General features: G+C 56.4%; 13 protein-coding genes. 7 read left to right on the forward strand and 6 right to left on the reverse strand.

Annotated elements, in window-relative coordinates; genetic code table 11:
* From AAF465_16415 to AAF465_16425, 3 genes are all read left to right on the forward strand, one after another.
* Positions 1–1,298: WS/DGAT domain-containing protein (locus tag AAF465_16415; GenBank protein MEM7084313.1), on the forward strand; the 1,298-nt coding region annotated here is incomplete at its 5' end.
* Between the two features lie 61 nt (positions 1,299–1,359).
* Positions 1,360–2,280 carry an alpha/beta hydrolase gene (locus tag AAF465_16420; GenBank protein ID MEM7084314.1) on the forward strand — a complete coding sequence of 307 codons (921 nt, stop codon included), beginning with the start codon at positions 1,360–1,362 and terminating at the stop codon, positions 2,278–2,280.
* 232 nt (positions 2,281–2,512) lie between these two features.
* A complete protein-coding gene (locus AAF465_16425; GenBank protein ID MEM7084315.1) occupies positions 2,513–3,730 on the forward strand; it encodes a saccharopine dehydrogenase NADP-binding domain-containing protein in 1,218 nt (405 codons plus the stop codon).
* A 61-nt stretch (positions 3,731–3,791) separates the two neighbouring features.
* Here AAF465_16425 and AAF465_16430 read toward each other — a convergent pair whose 3' ends face one another.
* Positions 3,792–5,246 carry a glyceraldehyde-3-phosphate dehydrogenase gene (locus tag AAF465_16430; GenBank protein ID MEM7084316.1) on the reverse strand — a complete coding sequence of 485 codons (1,455 nt, stop codon included), beginning with the start codon at positions 5,244–5,246 and terminating at the stop codon, positions 3,792–3,794.
* A 510-nt stretch (positions 5,247–5,756) separates the two neighbouring features.
* Here AAF465_16430 and AAF465_16435 point away from each other — a divergent pair.
* Complete coding sequence (locus tag AAF465_16435; protein MEM7084317.1) at positions 5,757–7,181, forward strand: aldehyde dehydrogenase family protein; 1,425 nt, start codon at positions 5,757–5,759, stop codon at positions 7,179–7,181.
* Positions 7,182–7,290: 109 nt separating this feature from the next.
* Positions 7,291–8,169 carry a lysophospholipase gene (locus AAF465_16440; GenBank protein ID MEM7084318.1) on the forward strand — a complete coding sequence of 293 codons (879 nt, stop codon included), beginning with the start codon at positions 7,291–7,293 and terminating at the stop codon, positions 8,167–8,169.
* Here the strand turns inward: AAF465_16440 and AAF465_16445 are convergent.
* Positions 8,152–8,904 carry a sulfite exporter TauE/SafE family protein gene (locus AAF465_16445; GenBank protein MEM7084319.1) on the reverse strand — a complete coding sequence of 251 codons (753 nt, stop codon included), beginning with the start codon at positions 8,902–8,904 and terminating at the stop codon, positions 8,152–8,154. The two genes, AAF465_16440 and AAF465_16445, sit on opposite strands and share 18 nt — an antisense overlap.
* 145 nt (positions 8,905–9,049) lie before the next feature.
* Here AAF465_16445 and AAF465_16450 point away from each other — a divergent pair, with 145 nt between their 5' ends.
* Positions 9,050–10,285: a Coenzyme F420 hydrogenase/dehydrogenase, beta subunit C-terminal domain gene (locus AAF465_16450; protein ID MEM7084320.1), complete on the forward strand. Its 1,236-nt coding sequence runs from the start codon at positions 9,050–9,052 to the stop codon at positions 10,283–10,285.
* Between the two features lie 210 nt (positions 10,286–10,495).
* Positions 10,496–11,983: a DUF3336 domain-containing protein gene (locus AAF465_16455; protein MEM7084321.1), complete on the forward strand. Its 1,488-nt coding sequence runs from the start codon at positions 10,496–10,498 to the stop codon at positions 11,981–11,983.
* Positions 11,984–12,090: 107 nt separating this feature from the next.
* On the opposite strand, the gene AAF465_16460 is transcribed toward AAF465_16455, so the two are convergent.
* The 4 genes from AAF465_16460 to AAF465_16475 all read right to left on the reverse strand — a co-directional run bounded on the left by AAF465_16460 (position 12,091) and on the right by AAF465_16475 (position 18,263).
* Positions 12,091–13,200 carry a CaiB/BaiF CoA-transferase family protein gene (locus AAF465_16460; protein MEM7084322.1) on the reverse strand — a complete coding sequence of 370 codons (1,110 nt, stop codon included), beginning with the start codon at positions 13,198–13,200 and terminating at the stop codon, positions 12,091–12,093.
* A complete protein-coding gene (locus tag AAF465_16465) occupies positions 13,197–14,660 on the reverse strand; it encodes an NAD-dependent succinate-semialdehyde dehydrogenase (GenBank protein ID MEM7084323.1) in 1,464 nt (487 codons plus the stop codon). Before AAF465_16465 ends, AAF465_16460 begins: the two co-directional genes overlap by 4 nt.
* A gap of 80 nt (positions 14,661–14,740) precedes the next feature.
* Positions 14,741–15,514, reverse strand: a complete 774-nt coding sequence (locus AAF465_16470) for a DUF1295 domain-containing protein (protein MEM7084324.1) — start codon at positions 15,512–15,514, stop codon at positions 14,741–14,743.
* Positions 15,515–15,779: 265 nt separating this feature from the next.
* Positions 15,780–18,263: a TonB-dependent receptor gene (locus AAF465_16475; protein ID MEM7084325.1), complete on the reverse strand. Its 2,484-nt coding sequence runs from the start codon at positions 18,261–18,263 to the stop codon at positions 15,780–15,782.
* Positions 18,264–18,600: the final 337 nt, after the last annotated feature.

The raw sequence follows: 18,600 nt of genomic DNA on the forward strand, positions 1-18,600 counted from the left end.
ATGTGGAGGGCTATCCACCGGGATGTTTTGCGATATTGAGTAAAATGCACCACGCCGCGATTGACGGCGCGTCTGGCATTGAGATCGCTTCGGTGATTCATGATCTTGACCCATCACCGGCGTCATTGCCCAAAATGCGTCCGATCGAAACCGAACGCATGCCGTCTAATTTAGAGTTACTGTGGCGCGCTCAGATCAACACCATCAAAACACCGCTGCGCGTTGTATCGGTGGCGCGCAATACCTTGCCAGGCATCGCTAAATTCGCAGCCGGTATGGCGGCGGGTCGGATCAACCGTGTGTCCGATTTACCGCGCACGCGTTTTAATACCAACGTGACGCCGCATCGAGTGTTCGATTCAGTGTTGTTTAAGCTCGACGACATTAAGGCGGTTAAACGGGCGATTGACGGCACCACGGTAAATGACGTGGCGCTGGCGATTTGTGGTGGCGGTTTGCGCAAGTATCTGGAGGCCAAAAACGAATTACCGAAGCGTTCACTGGCGGCAATGGCTCCGATAAACGTGCGCACTCGCGACAAGCTCGGCACGGCGGGGAACCAAGTGTCGCAAATGACGGTGAGAGTGTGCAGTCATATCGAGGACCCCATTGAGCGATTGAAAGCCGTGAGTGAGGGAACGCGCCATGCCAAAGAGCTAACCAATGCAATTGGTGCCAAGAGTATGACCGACTACGCGCAGTTCATTCCCTCAACGTTAACCGCCTCGGCGGCACGCCTAGCGAGTCGGGCCGGCTTGGTTAACCGCATCAAACCCCTCTATAACTGTGTGATCACCAATGTGCCGGGCCCACAGGTGCCGCTGTATTTCACAGGGGCGCGTATGATTAGCTCGTTTGGCATGGGGCCGCCGATCGATGGTACGGGGTTGTTCCACGCCATCGGCAGTTATTGCGGTACGTTTAATATCGCGGTGTGCTGCTGCCGTGAAATGATGCCTGATCCGGCTTTTTACGCCGAATGTTTGCAAGCGTCGTTTGATGAACTCTACGCCGCGACACGCGATCTAGCGCCGGATGAAAAAAAGGCGGTTGCCTCTAAGCGTAAGAAGCGGGCCGCAGTCAAAAAACGCGCGAAGAAGAAAACGGCGCCAACGTCGGTAAGCACAAAGCGCGCGTCGACAACACGAACACGTGCGGCAAGTGAAGCGAATACGCCAGCGGCGCCGGCATCGAGTAAACGTGCGAGTGCCTCCGCCACGACCCGCACTCGAAAGAAGCCGGTCATCAAAAAGCGGGCGAAAAAAAGAACTCAGGCTCAATCCGATCGCAACGACTAATTGAGTTACCGAGAGTTAGGTCTATGAACGAATACCGCACGCATCGCCGACTGGGAGCGCTATGGCGCCGGTGATTGAGACACTACCGCTGCCGCCCGAGCAGTATTTGACCGCCAATGGCCTGCGCTTGGCGTATGAGGAGTTTGGCGCATCGAACGCCGAGCCGATTCTATTGATCATGGGTCTTGGTACGCAGATGATCGCGTGGCCAGATGAATTTTGCCAAGGTCTTGCTGACCTGGGTTATCGGGTGATTCGATTCGATAATCGCGATATTGGTCTGTCCGACAAAATTGAGGTTGCGGATCCGATTTCCATTGTGTCGTTGGCGCTGCGTGCGCGCCTCGGTTTGTCGGTCAAAGTGCCCTACACACTGCACGACATGGCCCAGGACAGCGTCGGCGTATTGGAGGCGTTACACCTTGACTCGGCTCATATCGTGGGCGCGTCGATGGGCGGCATGATCGGGCAGATCATCGCGGCCCGGCACAGTGACCGAGTGCGTACGCTCACTTCGATCATGTCGACTTCCGGCAATCCTCGCTTACCCGGAGCGCGGTGGCGCGCCACCCGTCAGCTCTTATCCAGACCCAAAAACGCCAGTGAGGAGCAGCTGCTGACTCATGCATTGCGCACGTGGTCGATCATCGGCAGCCCAGACTTTCGGCCCTCCGAACACGACCTGCGCCAGCGATTACTGCGCTCGATGCGTCGCTCAATGTATGCGCCCGGATACCGCCATCAGCTCGCCGCGATTATCGAAAATGGCGATCGGCGGGCGTTACTGAGTGAAATCCAAGCGGCAACGCTCGTGTTGCACGGTCGCGAAGACGTGTTGATTCCGGTTGAGGGCGGCATTGACACGGCCAATTGCATCGCGCAAGCAGAGCTGACGATTTACGAAGGCATGGGGCACGATTTGCCGCGCGAGTTGGTGCCACGGTTTATTCGGCGCATCGACACACATATCCGCTCAAACTAAAACGCACTCGCCAAATCAGCGAAGTGGCTGGCTCGGACCCTACCGATGATGGCGCGTAAACCGCCAGTAGCCGCATTTGATTGCCCGACAGCGCAAAAATCCGACGACGATTTTGCCGCTTGAGAGGCCAGCAATGGCAGGATTCGCGCATCCTTGATTCCCTGCGGTGTATACTCCTTGCTCTTATTATTGGCGTCACACAACGTGGCGGGTTACTGGGGACGAGATCACTGTGAGTAACGAGAAGAAATACGACATCGTAGTGTACGGGGCAACGAGTTTTGTTGGTCAGATATTGGCCAAATATATGCACGAGCAATTTGGCGACACAGCGTTAACGTACGCACTAGCAGGCCGATCACTCAGCAAGCTGGAGTCAGTGAAGGCCGAGCTTGGCACGCCGGATCGCGACGTGATTGTGGCCGATGCAGCCGATGAAGATGCGCTCACGGCCATGTGCGAAAACGCTCGCGTTGTGATTTCGACGGTGGGCCCGTACGCACTATACGGCGAACCACTGGTGAAGATTTGTGCGCAAACGGGCACCGACTATTGCGATCTGACCGGTGAAACACAATTTATCAAGCGCATGCAGGATCGCTACGCCGATTTAGCGGCTCAATCGGGCGCGCGCATTGTGCATTGCTGTGGGTTTGATTCGATTCCCTCTGATCTGGGCGTGCATTTTCTGCAAAACCGCGCAGTCGAACAATTTGGCAAAACCTGTCCCGATGTAAAAATGCGTGTGGCCGTTATGAAGGGGGCAGCGTCCGGCGGTACGATCGCGAGCATGGTCAATATTTTTAAGGAAATTAAGAAGGATAAGACTGTGCGCAAGGTGCTGGTCGATCCGTATGCGTTGTGTCCCCAGGGTCATGGTTTTACGGCTCGGCAGCACAACACCAAAATGGAATACGACGACGATGTCGAGAGTTGGTTAGCGCCGTTTGTCATGGCGGGTATCAACACGCGCATCGTTCATCGCTCAAATGCCCTGAGCGCTAAACGCTACGGCGATCAATTCTTATACGAAGAAGCCATGATGACCGGTAGCGGCAAGGCTGGGAAAAGCCGAGCGCGAAAAATGTTGTGGGGCTTGGGTGCGTTCATGGCGGGTGCATCGATGGGGCCGATACGCTGGATGTTAGAGCGTTTTATTTTGCCTAAGCCGGGCAGTGGACCGACCCCCGAGCAGCAGGTGAAGGGCAAATATGTACTGCTGTTTCGAGGCACAACCGAAGACGGCGACACGATAAAGACGCGTGTGACCGGTGACCAGGATCCGGGATACGGCTCAACCGCAAAAATGCTGGGACAGGCGGCCGCGTGCCTCGCTCAAGATGTGGCGACGGACACGCCGGGCGGCTTTTGGACCCCGGCAACACTGCTGGGCGACAAATTAATCGATCGCCTTGAATCGCACTCAGGCGTGACGTTTAAAGTCGACTGAACAGGCGAACTAACAGAGCGGGCGCCTAAGGTGCGCCCGCGCGTTACGCAGTGTATTTTGGTTAGGCTTGATAAGCCCAGTGCGGCGTGACATCACTCAAGCCAGCCATTCGCTTGACGACGCGCATCACCTGGCAGCTATAGCCAAATTCATTGTCGTACCACACATATAAGATTGCGCGATTATCCGAGACGATCGTGGCCTGCGCATCGACCACACAGGCTGCGCGCGATCCAACCAGGTCGGTCGACACGATTTCCTTAGACTGCGTGTAGTCGATCTGATGTTGCAGTTCGGAGAACAGCGACTGTTTGCGCAGGAAGTCATTCAAGTTTTCGCGATCGGTGTCTTTGTCGAGCGTGAGTGTAAGAATGGCGAGCGACACATTGGGCGTGGGCACGCGAATGGCGTTGCCCGTGAGTTTGCCGCCGAGTTCTGGATAGGCCTTAGCCACCGCGCTGGCGGCGCCGGTGCTCGTAATAACCATGTTGAGCGCTGCGCTTCGGCCTCGACGATCAGCTTTGTGATAGTTGTCAATAAGGTTCTGGTCATTTGTAAACGAATGAACCGATTCAACGTGGCCGTTCACAATGCCGAACTCTTCGTTTAGTGCTTTGAGCACCGGCGTAATAGCGTTGGTTGTGCAACTCGCCGCGGATAAGATGCTGTCGGACGCGTCGATTTGCGCATGGTTGACGCCGTAAACAATATTCTTGATGTCGCCTTTGCCCGGTGCCGTCAGGACGACTTTCTTCACCCCATTGGCCTTAAGATGCAGCCCAAGACCGTCGGGGTCCCGCCACTTACCGGTGTTATCGATCACAATGGCATTGGTGATCCCGTACTGTGTGTAGTCGATTTCGTCGGGGCTATTGGCGTAAATCATTTGAATGAACGCGCCGTTGGCTTTGATCGCATTACGCTCGTTATTCACAGTAATGCTGCCGTTGAACGGGCCGTGGATTGAATCACGACGCAAGAGACTCGCGCGTTTCTCCAGATCACCGTCCTTGCCGCCGCGCGTGACAATGGCCCGAAGTCGCAGCGAGTTGTTACGACCTTGGCGTTCGATGAGCAGTCGTGCCATCAGTCGACCGATGCGGCCAAACCCGTACAACACGATATCAACGGGTTCCCGTGTATCTGTTATGCCAACGATGTCTTTAAACACATCATCGAGATAGGCGTCAATCGCCGCGTCCGAGTCGTTTTCGTACTGGTAGTGATACGCGAGCTTGCCAAGATCGAGTTCGATAGGGGGCAGGGCTCGCTGGGCGATGGCCGCCAGTAGTGGATAGCTCTCGCGTAATCGCAGCTTTTGGCCCTTGTGTAGCCGCACGCTGCGGTGCGCCTTGATGATGTCAATCGCGCTGGCGCCAACGAGTGAGCGACCGAATACGGTGGTTTCCACCGACTGCTCACGGTACAGCTTGCCAACCAGTGGCTGCATGAGCTCGGCGTATTCCTGACGTTCCATCCAGCTATTGAGCAGTTGTTGTTCCAGTTCCTGATTCACGTTGGGGCCTCGTTTGTTTTTGAGTGTGCGGCTCGGATCGTTACGGTGGCCACTCTCGCTGCCACACGCTGTCATAATCGGCGCTCACTGCGGCGCGTGCCGACTTTGAGCGAGGCGTAGTGTAATGAAAAGCGCAAGCCTATCCAACCAACTGGCGCACGCATTCACACGTTTTTTTACCTTGTTGCGTTGATCTTGTGATGCCGGCCAAAATGGCAACGTTGTCATTTTCGGTATCGGGGTGCCGAAAGCCATTCAGGCGTGAGGCCCACGCGATTAGGCAAGAACCGTCTAATGATTGTCAGCGACTATCGATCGTGGTTGGTCCGCCCATTATGCGACGCATGCCGGTGGCAGCGCTGCGTCGAGTCGTCGCCTGATTCGTCCTCAATTTGGGAAAGGCCTGGTTCGATGGGGGTGACGGGTCATGACCGTTGGAACGGCGCGACAGACGAAGTGAATGTGCCTGAATTAAGCTAGAGTAACGTTTTTGTGGTCCGGTTCAGGCGTATGGAAAATCTCAGAAAGTTTTATATCGATGGCAAGTGGGTGACGCCGCATAGCGCGCAGTCGTTTGCGGTCACGAACCCGGCGACTGAGGAGATTATCGACACGATGATTCTGGGCGACCGGAAGGATGTTGACCGCGCGGTAGAGGCGGCGTTACGCGCGTTTTATTCGTTTAGTCAAACCACGAAAACGGATCGCCTCGACTTGCTTCAGGCGCTGTTGGTCGAGAGTCGCCGACGCATGGACGACATGGTTCAGGCGATGACCCTCGAAATGGGTGTACCGGTCACGTTCTCTCGAGAGATGCAGGCCGATGCGGCAATCGGTCATTTGGAGGGCTTTATCGAGGCCCACAAAGCGCAAGAGCTGCGTGAGGATCTGGGTAACGGCGATGTCATTGTGCGCGAACCCATCGGCGTTTGTGGTCTGATCACGCCTTGGAACTGGCCTATCAACCAGGTGGCGCTCAAGGTGATACCGGCGATTGCAACGGGCTGCAGCTGCATTTTAAAGCCGTCGGAATACACGCCGCTGTCGGCTGTCGTTTACGCTGAGATTATTGATGCGGCAGGCATTCCAGCGGGTGTATTTAACCTGGTCCAAGGCGATGGCCCCACCGTGGGTGCCGGGCTTGCGGCGCACCCCGATGTGCACATGATGTCGTTTACCGGATCGTCGCGTGCCGGCAAAGCCGTAATGAAAGCATCGGCCGATACGATAAAACGCGTCACGCTTGAGCTCGGTGGTAAATCTCCCGACCTGGTTTTTGCGGACTGTGATGTGCCGGTAAGAGTGCGCGATACGGTGCTGAATTGTTTTAGTAACACCGGTCAATCGTGTGATGCGCCGACACGCATGCTCGTGGAACGAAGCGTGTATGACCAAGCGGTAGCGATTGCGCGAGACACGGCGTTGTCTCAGCGTGTCGACGACCCGAATAAAGAAGGTGATCATCTGGGACCGTTATTTGATCAAATTCAGTACGACCGTGTTCAGCGGCTCATCCAGATTGGCCTTGATGAGGGCGCCAAACTCGTCGCAGGCGGCTTAGGACGACCGGATGGTTTCGATCGAGGCTGGTATGTTAAGCCGACTGTGTTCGCCGATGTGAACAACACCATGGAGATTGCCCAGGAGGAAATCTTCGGGCCAGTAATCGTCTTAATGCCGTTTGACTCCGAAGAGGAAGCGATCGAGATTGCCAACGACACGCCGTATGGGCTGGCTGCGTATATCGAATGCGGCGATCCAGCACGCGCCGAGCGAATTGCCGCTCGATTACGGGTTGGGGCCGTGCATATAAACGGCGCGGGCTACCAGTATGGATCACCGTTCGGTGGCTATCGTCAGTCTGGCAATGGTCGCGAAGGGGGAATGATGGGACTCGAGGACTATCAGGAGGTCAAGACGCTGCATATTGCGTAGCGGCGTAGTCCTATGGTTGCGTCCCGTGTGTGTGGATGTCACCCTCTTTTTCGCACTTTCGTGGAGTGAATATGACGCGAACCTACCCAACCCACTTTGGCGCACGGCCATGATGTCGTCGCATACCGACACACTCGCTGGCGTAGGTGGCGCTCTTCATTACCAAGACTGGCGACCCGATGGTGTCGTCCGCGCGGTGCTGGTGATCGTACATGGTGCGGCCGAGCATGGGGGGCGTTACGCGCCCCTTGCCGAACAGGCCGTGGCGCGCGGAATGGCGGTAGCGACAGTAGACCTGCCGGGACATGGTCAGTCCGACGGTGCCCGTTGCAGCGTCGCACATATGAATGTGTTTGTTGATGCTGTGCAACGTGCCGACGCAACGATTCGCCAACGCGTAAAAGACGCAATGGTGGACAGCGCCAGCGCAACACAACCGCCGTACTTCTTGCTCGGCCATAGTATGGGTGGACTGGTCGCGGCACTCCATTTGGAACAGTCGGAATCGATGTACGCAGGCGCGGTTTTTTCAGGTCCGGCATTGGCCCTTGAGCCGCCGCCGCCGCGCCTGCAGGTCGCCATTGTCAACCGATTGGCGAAGTGGCTGCCGACCCTGGGTGTGGTGCAGCTCGATGCGAATTTGGTTAGTCGCGATGAGCGTGTCGTGAAGCGGTATCGAGAGGATCCGCTTGTCTACGGCGGAAAGCTCACGGCGAGCCTTGTGGCGGCGATGTTTGCGGGCATGGCGCGTGCACAGGCTTCCTTGCCGATGCGTCGACTGCCGATCCTAGCGCTACATGGTGGGGCGGATGGGTTAGTGCCGCCCGCTGCTTCGGAGCTTCTCGTCGCTCGCGCAGGATCGGATGACATGACTCGGCGTGTGTACCCCGGGCTGTACCATGAGGTGTTCAACGAGCCCGAGGGCGCAACGATCATCGATGAGATGCTCGATTGGGTGGAAGCGCGTGCGTCAGGAAGCGCCACCTGAGACGGCGAGATACAAGAAATTGATGATCAATAGGATCGTGAACACATCAATAAGCCAGCCGTGATGACGATCGGTCATCTTGGTCAAGACGCGTTTGCCGAGCCAATTTCCCGGAACGGTAAACAGTCCAATGAGCACGCCCAGTATCAAACCATCGGTATCAATAAGCGCACCCGCGCTGAATACGGCGAGCTTCGCGGCGTTCATGACGAGCGTGATCACGGCCATCGTGCCGACAAAAGTCAGGCGATTCATGCCCGTACCCAACAAAAAGGGCGCCAGAAAGAAACCGGGTCCAATAACATTGCCTGCTAACATTCCCCAAATCGCGCTTGCACCGGCAAGGACTGGACGAGAGGTCTTGAGTTGGCGTGCGTTGGCCCAGCGTTTGACAGGCAATGAGCACGCCAAAAACAGGGCGAATACAAGCGCGATGGTAACCTCGCTGATACGCGTAAAGACCCAGGCCCCCAGGACGATGGTGGGCAATCCAAATAGCAGCACGAGCGTGGCCGTCGACCAATCGGTGGCGCGGCGGAACAATAAAACACGACTGCCGTGACTAAATAGCAGTGCACACGTCATCACCGGCACCGCGGCTTTAATTCCAATCGCATGCGCCAAAATCGCGGCCATCACCACGCCGCCGGCGAGTCCCACGCTCCCGTGGAGCACGCCCGTCAAAAACGCGGCGACGAATAGAACAATGAGTGTGAGCGTCGACAACTCTGCCATGGCGAGAGTATACCGTTGGCGACGCCTTGAAGCGTGTCGCTATGAGCCAGCACCATGCCGTCCGGGGTAAGGTGACGCGCTGTGTCCGTGGCGTGGTAGGCGTACACTGACGAACATGATCAACGGCAAGCGAAAGTAAACGGGCGTGGCAACACCGTCTTCCATCAAAGAAGTGGTCGAGAATGGTCTGTGCATCGGCTGCGGTCTGTGTGAAGCACTCAGCCACGGACGCGTGTCAATGCGCATGAGCGCGGTCGGAGGACTGCGCCCTCAACCGTTGGAAGCGTTTAGCGAGGTCGAAGAACAAACCGTGCTGGCGGCCTGTCCAGGAGCGGCCGTGGCGACGCGCGACGAACGCAGTGCTTATCACGATTCTGTCTGGGGCGGCTACGAATCGCTACTGACCGCCTGGGCTGTTGACCCGCTTGTTCGGTTCACCAGCGCAACGGGTGGCGTGCTAACTGCACTGGCACAACATCTTCTTGAGCAGGACGAGATTGCATTCGTGCTGCATGTGGGGGCGGATGCCGAGCGTCCGTTACGCAATCGCTGGGTTATGAGCGAGACAAAGGAGGATGTGATGGCGTTTAACGGTTCGCGATACGCGCCTGTTGCGCCGCTTGCCGGATTGGCGGTGGCGCTTGAGCGCGAAGAGCCCTTCGCGATCGTCGCCAAGCCCTGCGATCTGAACGCCGTGGCGGGGTTGGCGAAATACGATCAGCGTGTCGACGCGCTTTGCCGTTTTCGACTCGCGTTGGTATGCGGTGGGCAGTCTAGATTGAGTAAGACGCTGGACTTACTTGAGCGCTTTGATGTTCCTGCGGACGCGGTGAAAGAGGTGCGTTATCGCGGTAACGGCAATCCCGGTCCAACGCGGGTCACGACGCATGAAGGAATCGATCATTGCGTGAGCTATAACGACCTGTGGGCAGACGAATCAAGTTGGAACCTGGAGTCTCGATGCACGATTTGCCCGGACGCGTTGGGCGAAGCCGCCGACTGTGCTGCGCTCGACATATGGCCGGGAGGCGGTCCGACGGGGGAAGACGAAGGCTTTAATGGACTGGTCGTACGTTCATCCAGGGGTGCCAAGCTCCTGCAGTCGGCGTTCGACCACAAAGCGCTCGATCAAGGTGCGCCGTTGACCATCGACGAGCTTAATGACTGTCAGCCTCATCAGGTTCGAAAAAAGTACGCGTTGCGTGCGCGATTGCGCGCGCTGGAGGAAGCGGGTAAACCGGTGCCCGACACAACGGGCCTACGATTGACCGTTCTGAGCAAATACTTGAGTCCCGCGCAACGCGACGAAGTCAAGCAGGGCACTCGCGTGCGAATTCGGCGAGGACGGTTTACCGAGCGCGTCAAGAATGTTGATCCATAACGCCTGGCCTGGACCACCCCGATTTGCGCAGACGGGCCGACCCCGGCGGTCCAGCGAACGTCACATCGCCGATGAAATTGCGCGGAAACCGGGTCAAATTGCGCTCCTAAGCTGTTAAACATAATAAGCTTCTGGCGGGTTGGCTGGACGCTGGGTATAATGCTGCAACCGCACAAGGCCGTGCAATAATTCAAAAAACGAGGCGCGCCTATGCCAAAACAAACCCGACGTCAGCTCGATAAAGCCATGCACAATGCTCCCAGCTATGCCGCCTGGGTGCGAGCCGCCAAGGCGCATGATGAACGCTCGGGCAAAGCGCGCTGGCGGGAGAAAGTTAAGTCTCCGCTCTACGACTTCACGGCGATCCAGCGGCGACTGGAAGAACTTCGTGCGTTGCGCCAAAAGGGCGACCATCGCAATCTCCTCTACACCCTTAATCAGGGTATTCATGGCAACTTGGGCGGCATGGGCAGTAGCAAGCTGTATCGTCAGTCGCGATTTGGCACCAAGAACTTGGTGAATGATTACATCGATGAAGTGGTTGCTGCGCTTGAGCATATTGCGCAAACGCGCTCGCGCAGCATCACCTTTGCGGAGCGACTCGAGTTTTTTCGACGCGCAAACCACTGCTTTGGACAGTCCGCATTGATGTTGAGCGGTGGCGCAACGCTGTCGCATTTTCATGTTGGTGTGGCCAAAGCGCTCAGCGACGAATCGTTGCTGCCGTCGGTAATTTCAGGATCCAGCGGCGGCTCGCTTGTAGCAGCGGTGTTGGGGACGCATAGCGATGACGATTTGGACTATTTTTTCGAACCGTCGAACTTGGTGATGGAGGCCAAAACCGAGGCAGGCTGGATGCAGAACCTCCTGCCCTTCGTCGCGCCGCGAATGGATGTGCGCGACCTCGAGGAGGTGCTCGAGCGGGTGTTGCCCGATGTAACGTTTGCCGAGGCCTATGAGATCAGCGGACGCTACATTAATGTGTCGATCGCGCCATACGAACAGCATCAATCATCGCGGTTGATGAATGCCATCACCTCGCCAAACGTATATGTGCGCAAAGCCGTGATGGCGTCGTGCGCGATTCCAGGTGTGTTTCCAGCGGTAACCCTGGAAGCAAAAAGTGTGAAAACAGGAAAACGGCGCGCGTATTTGCCGCGGCGCAAATGGATTGACGGATCGATGAGTCAGGATATGCCAGTGAAGCGACTGTCGCGTTTATACGGCACAAACCACTACATCGCCAGTCAGGTGAATCCGCATGTATTGTGGTTTTTGCAGGACCCGAAAGGGCGCCAGAACTTGTGGACCACCGGATTCAATGCTGCTTTTCGAAGTTATCAAGAGTGGTTACGCGCGACTCAGCCTCTCACGCACAAACTGGTGCGTTCGTTTCCGCCCGTCGAGTATCTCTATCGCAGCTTTTACTCGGTGGCGACGCAGGAATACACCGGCGATATCACAATCACACCCCGCTCACGTTGGTTTAATCCGACGCGGTTGCTGACGCGATTGACGGAAAAAGAGCTGATGGCGCTGATCACCGAAGGCGAACAAGCGACCTATCCTAAAATTGAGATGGTGCGAAACTGCACGAAGATCAGTCGGGCACTAAAGCAGATACTGAATGATTATGAGCGTCGCGCACTGCGTGGTACTCACAAACAACAAGGCGCTAAGCTCGTTGCGGTGAAATAGTCCGCACGTCGTAATCCGCATCGTTCGTACCGACCCACGAAGATCCCCGCCCTTCGAATACGACGCCCAAGCCGTTCACGCCAACCGTCTCGTCCTCTATGACACGCTTACGGCGTGTTAATGACGACCGGATTGGCCACGGTGCGCACGCGCGTGTTGTCGATCACGGTGTCTTGGCAAAGTTGGCGCGCGACGACTTGTGGATCACGGAACACCTCGTCGAGCGTGTTGATCGGCCCAGCGGGCACGCCCTTGAGCGTCAGTAAATCAAGCCACACTTTCGCGGACTTAGTCACAAGCACATCGGTCATTCGGGCAGCCAGCTCGTCACGATGGATCACACGCGATGCGTTGTGGTCAAAGCGGCTGTCGTCTGCCCACGATGGTTGCTCAAGCACGTTGCATAATTGACTAAACTGAGCGTCGTTACCAACCGCGATGATGATGGGTTCCGATGCGGTGCTAAACACTTGGTATGGCGCAATGTTGGGATGCGTGTTGCCAATGCGCCCAGGCACGTCACCCCCATTGAGATAGTTCGCGGCTTGATTCGCCAGCATGGCCACCTGCACATCGAGCAGCGAGATATCGATATGGCAGCCGCGACCGGTAGTATCCCGTGACCGCAGTGCGGCGAGTATGGCGGTTGAGGCATGCAGTCCGGCGAATAGGTCGCTCACGGCCACGCCGGCGCGCATCGGCTCGCCCCCGTCACAATCGGGCGCACCCGTCACACTCATCAGCCCAGACAGGCCTTGGATAATGAAATCGAAACCGGGTTGATGGCGATAGGGACCCGTCTGTCCAAAGCCTGTGATTGAGCAATAGACGAGCGCAGGGTTGTCTTTCTTTACTGATGCATAGTCGAGACCGTAGCGCGTCAAGCTATCCACTTTGTAGTTTTCGATCAGCACATCCGCGTCAGCGGCGAGTGCCTTAACGATTTGCAATCCTTCGGGCGTTTTAAAGTCGGCGCGAATAATGCGCTTGCTGCGATTAGCGCAATAAAAATAGGCAGCATTATGCGCGTTGCGTTCTGTGTCGGCGACAAAGGGCGGTCCCCAACGGCGGGTGTCATCGCCGCGCGGATGTTCGACTTTGGTTACTTGGGCGCCGAAGTCTCCGAGCATCTGGGCGGCAAATGGGCCGGCCAGGATACGCGATAAATCCAGCACCTTAAGATCATTAAGCAAACCGGTGCGGGCGACACGATTCACGAATCCAGGCCGCCCATACACAGATACTTGATCTCCAGATAGTCATCCAAACCATATTTCGACCCTTCGCGACCCTGCCCGGATTCCTTGACGCCGCCAAACGGGGCCATTTCATTTGAGATCACGCCTTCGTTGATGCCGACGATCCCGTATTCGAGCTGTTCGCTGACGCGCCAGATGCGACCGATGTCACGGGCGTAAAAATAGCAGGCCAGACCAAATTCAGTGTCGTTCGCAAGCTGGATCGCTTCCTCTTCAGTATCGAATGTGAATATCGGCGCCACGGGTCCAAAGATCTCTTCTCGAAATACGCGCATCGACGTGGTTGTCTGCGTGAGAACCGTGGGCTCGATAAAACAACTTCCGGCAGGGTGAAGCGAGCCCCCACATTCGACTTTAGCGCCATGACTGACGGCATCCTCGATTAGCGCTAACACGCCTTGTGCTGCGCGATCGTGAATGAGGGGGCCGACTTGTGCGTTTTCATCGGTTCCTTCTCCTACAATCAATGCGCGCGCGGCGGCACTAAACCGTTTGACAAACTCATCGTGAATCGACGACTGCACGAGCAGTCGGTTCGCGCACACACAGGTTTGACCGGCATTGCGAAACTTACACAAAATCGCGCCGGCAACCGCCGCGTTCAAGTCCGCATCGTCAAAGACGATGAAGGGGGCGTTGCCGCCAAGTTCCATCGACGTGCGCTTCACGGTTGCGGCACATTCGGCCATAAGCTGTTTGCCCACCGGTGTCGAGCCGGTGAACGTCAGTTTACGCACCAGCGGATTGGCCGTGAACTCAGCGCCGATCTGTGCGGTGTGGCCGCTCACAACGTTGATGACGCCTGCAGGCACGCCGGCTCGCTCAGCAAGCTCCGTAAAGGCATACGCCGACAGCGGCGTTTCATTGGCAGGCTTGCACACCACGGTACAGCCAGCAGCGAGCGCGGGCGCGATTTTGCGCGTCAGCATGGCATTGGGAAAGTTCCAGGGTGTAATGCACGCCACCACACCAACCGGCTGTTTGATCACGACCAAGCGTTTGTCCGATCCTGGCGCCGGAATGGTATCGCCATACACGCGCTTGGCTTCTTCACTGAACCATTCGATGTAATTGGCGCCATAGGCAATCTCGCCGCGCGCTTCGGCGAGTGGCTTGCCCTGTTCGGCGGTAAGTATACGTGCGAGGTCCTCTTGCGCGGCCATCATCAGTTCAAACCAACGGCGCAGTATCGCGGCGCGTGATTTGGCCGGCTGTGCACGCCAGCTGCTCAGGGCTGACTCGGCCGCTTCAATCGCTTGACGCGCCTCGGCTGTACCGCACTGGGGGAGCGTTGCGATGACGTCGCCGGAGGCCGGATTCAGTACGTTAAACGTCTCGCCCGACGCACTGCCGACCCATTGGCCATTTATGTACGCCCGTGTTCTGAGTAACTCAGGATCATTCAGTGCTAGCGTCATCGCGGTTCACTCCTTTAAGAACGCCGCTATTTCACCATGCGATCAGGCTCGTGTCACCTGCGCGAGGCGCAGACGCCAATCTATTTTGGAGGGCGCATCATGAGCACGGGTGTGCGTGCTTTGTAGGCTTGGTAAGCCGGGTCGTCGCCCCAGCGCTCGTCCGACTTGGCTTCGAGTAGTGGCACTCCGCTCGCGCGAGAAAGCAGCAAATACACAAACACAGGCGACAGGAGCGTGGCGTATTGCCAGCCAGATAAGACCGGCACGGCAATCACCGCGACGCCGATCCACAGCATGATTTCCCCAAAATAATTCGGGTGGCGCGACCATGCCCATAAACCCGATTGAATAAATTCACCGGGGTGCGCGGCGCGGTGCTGACGCTTTTGGCGGTCGGCAATCACTTCAATGCCAAACCCAAACACCCAGATCGCCACGCCGATCCAACCAATGATGCTTATGGGGACAGACTGTGCGCTCGTGATAGCGGCGAGGGCGGCGGCTGCCGTCACGCTGACCCATACTCCTTGCAGCGACCAGGCCATTAAAAAACGCATGAAGTTCGGCTTAATTTCGTCGAAGCGACTGTCCGATCCATCTTGGCGGATGCGTCGAAATAGGAAGGTGCCCAGGCGCACAGCCCACACGATTACCAATGCCGCCAAGAGTATCGAGCGCAGGTCGCTTGCGCCGCTCAGATACAGTGCCAGCACCACGACCGACAGATAGGTGAGCGAACCGGTAACATCGAAGTAGTGTTCGGTTTGCGCCACAAAGGAGGGTATGAACACAACCCACTGCATCACGAACGCCAGTAGCACACAGAGGCCAAAGACACCGGTGCCATAGGCCATCACGCTTCCGGTATTGCCGGCAAGAGCGATGAGAGTGCCGAGAATAAGCGAGATGATCAGGCCAATCAGGCCGCGTTTCGTGGAAGCGTTGATAGTGTTGTCCTCAGCAGTTTATGTTCGAAGATGTTGCCGCCGTTTGAGTGAACGCGCAGTGATGGTTGGATGATACTTCGATCGAGGCAGCGCGCGGTTTAGACTGTTTCTTGTTGGCTAAAAAAAAGCCGGAGTAAACACTCCGGCTTTTTCTGTCGCTTGATGTCTTGCCCTAGAAGCTCTGGCGAAGCGTCAGGCCATACGTGCGCGGTTGATTGGGATAGCCACTAAAGCTGCCTGACTGCACAACCGTTGGGAACGCACTCAGAAGGTGATCGTCATTGGTGAGGTTACGTCCCCAGAATGTGAGCTCAAAACCGTTATCGAAAAGCAGACCGAAGCTCGCGTTGAGCAAGCCGACTTCTCGTGATGCAAGTTCAGCGGACACATTCTCGACAATCTGAACATTGTCTTCATACAGGTAGTCGGCGCGCGCAAATCCCTCAAGGCCGTTACCGAACTCGTGGTAATAGGTGCCTGATAAAGTGAGACTCACCTTGTGGACGCCTGCCGGCTCACGACCCGTCAAGTCTTCAGGGCCGTTCACGCCGTTACCATTAACAAACGAGTCATAGTTCGGATCGAGGAATGTGCCAGCAAAGGTGAACTTCCACTGGTCATTCGGTGTGAACACCGTGTCGATTTCAAGACCGGTTGTCGATTGCTCGCCTGCGTTGGCTAAGTCAAAGCCAGTACCGGTAAATATGTTTGACTGAAAACCTTCAATCGACTGATCGAATATCGCGAGGTTTATCGCGCCAAGCTCGAACTGCGCTTTGAGGCCAAGCTCGTAAACCGTTGCGTCTTCAGGGCCTGCGAAGCGCGTACCGGCGCGCAGGTTCACCGTATTCAGCCCCGCGTTGGTCAGCGCCATAATGTCGCTGGCAAAGGGTCGTGAGTCGCGCGACAGGTTCCAGGACGTTGACTTGAAGCCGGTCGCGGCACTGGCGTAAATATTGAGTGAATCATTCACCTCAAACGACAGGCGCGCGGTGTAAGTGGTTTCGCTGTCGTCGGAGTTGCCGCTCTCAACAGCGTTCGGGAAATTCACGAACGGAGGGAGAAATTGCAGCGGTTGCAAGGCCAGTGCGGCGTTACAAAGCGGGCCGGTTGCGGCTGTGCAGGGTACCGTGCTCAGTGCTTGCGCCTGTGCAAATTGGGCAGGGAACGCCGCAAAGTTGGCAGGTGTTGGAGCCTGACCGCCGGTGAGGGCTTGGAATAGACCGCCGAATCCAATCTGCACAAGATCCAGTGATGAAAAGACGTCGTCCACTCGCGAGCGAACAAACGCGTCTTTCTCGTTGTTGGTGTTATTCAAGCCGAACGTTAGGGTTGTCCGATCGCTAATGTGCCAGTCGACCTGGCCGAAAATGGACAGCGCCGTGTCATCCTGGCCGGAATTGTCAAAGGTGCCGCCACCCTCTGGGAAGAAGGTGCCCGTCGGAAACATGAGCGTGGCTTCTAAGCCGCTGATACCGCCCATGGCGAGCAGGTCGGCGTAGTTACGAAAATCAGCGCCGAAAATGAGGTCATTGTCAAAGCGCACTTCTTCGTCAAAATAAAACAGACCGATCATCCAGTCGAAGCGCTCGCCGGCTGTGGAGGTCAAGCGGATCTCTTGGGTGAACGTGTCGATGTCGGTATCCAGTCGGTTAAAGCCGATCAGATCGGCGCTGGTAAAATCGGAGTCCGCAAATTCAAACTTCTCCTGATTGCGGAAGGACGTGATCGAGGTCAACGCGAAGCTGTTGAAGTCAATGTCGCCCTGCAGCGAGATACCGCTATTATTAATGTCGTTGACTGAATCAACGTTATAAAAGCCGGCGCGAGAGAAGGCGTCATTCGACAAGATCTGGCCGCCAACGGCACGAATCGCGCCGCCGGTTGGTCCGTCAAACAAGTTAGTGACGCCACAGCACAATTCGTCGATTTGGTCGTAGTCAGCGATGAGTCGCCACGAGCTGTTTTCTGTGGGTTCAAACAGAAGCTGACCTCGTACCGACCAACGCTCGCGCTCGTTGGATTGATTGTCGGTAAACAGGTTGTCGAAGTAGCCTTGTCGCTGGTTACCGTTAAAGCTCAGGCTGTAGGCGACTTTGTCGTTAATCGGCCCGGTGACATAGGCACGGCCACGCACTGAGTTGAAGTTGGACAGCGTCAGCTCACCACTTCCGCCGAACTCGTAGGAGGGCTTGCTCGTGATCACGCTGATCACACCCGCGGAGGCGTTTTTACCAAACAGCGTGCTCTGTGGCCCGCGTAGGACTTCCACTCGTTCGATGTCGACAAGGTCGGAAATCGCGCCGGATGAACGTGAGCGATACACACCATCGATGAACACGCCTACCGATGGTTCAATACCTGGGTTGTTCGCGCCGTTACCAAAACCGCGAATCAAAAAGTTGGTGTTACCCGAGGTCTGAAGGGTCGTGATACGCAAAGAGGGCACGATCGTTTGAAGATCGGTGACGTCGATGATCTGTGCTTGCTGAAGCGTTTCGCTGTCCGTAACCGTCACAGCGACCGGCACGTCCTGAAGCGTGGTCTCTCGCTTGGTGGCCGTCACAACGACTTCTTCAAGACCCTGCGCTGCGACGGGTACGCCGACCGCGAGCGCGATCAGCGCACAGACAAAAGGTGTAATTCGTTTGAACATGGGTTGTCCCCTAATTGGGTGTAAATCAAATCCGAGATGCGCACAGTTCACGCGGGAGTACGAGATCGGAGTCCTAAAAGTGCGCGGAGAATACCACTTTGAATCAGTCGGGTCACATGCCGCGCGCGACCCCGTCCTTGACGAAAATATTAACTACAAAAATCATGTATTTCAACATCTTAAAAAATATATTTAAGTAAAACGTGAACAGAGTCTCGGTTTGATATTGGTCTGCGCGCGAGTCGATGCGACGCACCGTTACGCAGAATCGTTGAATCCTCATCGGGCGACGTATCGGGTGTGACCCTTTGAGCGAGTAAACGTCGAGCGAAGTCGC

This window comes from Pseudomonadota bacterium (genome assembly GCA_039028935.1).
Classification (GTDB): domain Bacteria; phylum Pseudomonadota; class Gammaproteobacteria; order Steroidobacterales; family SZUA-146; genus SZUA-146.

What these genes read in the sequence shown, in the direction of transcription:
- AAF465_16420 (MEM7084314.1), top strand. Translation starts at nt 1,360, where the DNA reads ATGGCGCCGGTGATTGAGACACTACCGCTGCCGCCCGAGCAGTATTTG.
- AAF465_16435 (MEM7084317.1), top strand. Translation starts at nt 5,757, where the DNA reads ATGGAAAATCTCAGAAAGTTTTATATCGATGGCAAGTGGGTGACGCCG.
- AAF465_16440 (MEM7084318.1), top strand. Translation starts at nt 7,291, where the DNA reads ATGATGTCGTCGCATACCGACACACTCGCTGGCGTAGGTGGCGCTCTT.
- AAF465_16445 (MEM7084319.1), bottom strand. Translation starts at nt 8,904, where the DNA reads ATGGCAGAGTTGTCGACGCTCACACTCATTGTTCTATTCGTCGCCGCG.
- AAF465_16455 (MEM7084321.1), top strand. Translation starts at nt 10,496, where the DNA reads ATGCCAAAACAAACCCGACGTCAGCTCGATAAAGCCATGCACAATGCT.
- AAF465_16465 (MEM7084323.1), bottom strand. Translation starts at nt 14,660, where the DNA reads ATGACGCTAGCACTGAATGATCCTGAGTTACTCAGAACACGGGCGTAC.
- AAF465_16470 (MEM7084324.1), bottom strand. Translation starts at nt 15,514, where the DNA reads ATGGCCTATGGCACCGGTGTCTTTGGCCTCTGTGTGCTACTGGCGTTC.
- AAF465_16475 (MEM7084325.1), bottom strand. Translation starts at nt 18,263, where the DNA reads ATGTTCAAACGAATTACACCTTTTGTCTGTGCGCTGATCGCGCTCGCG.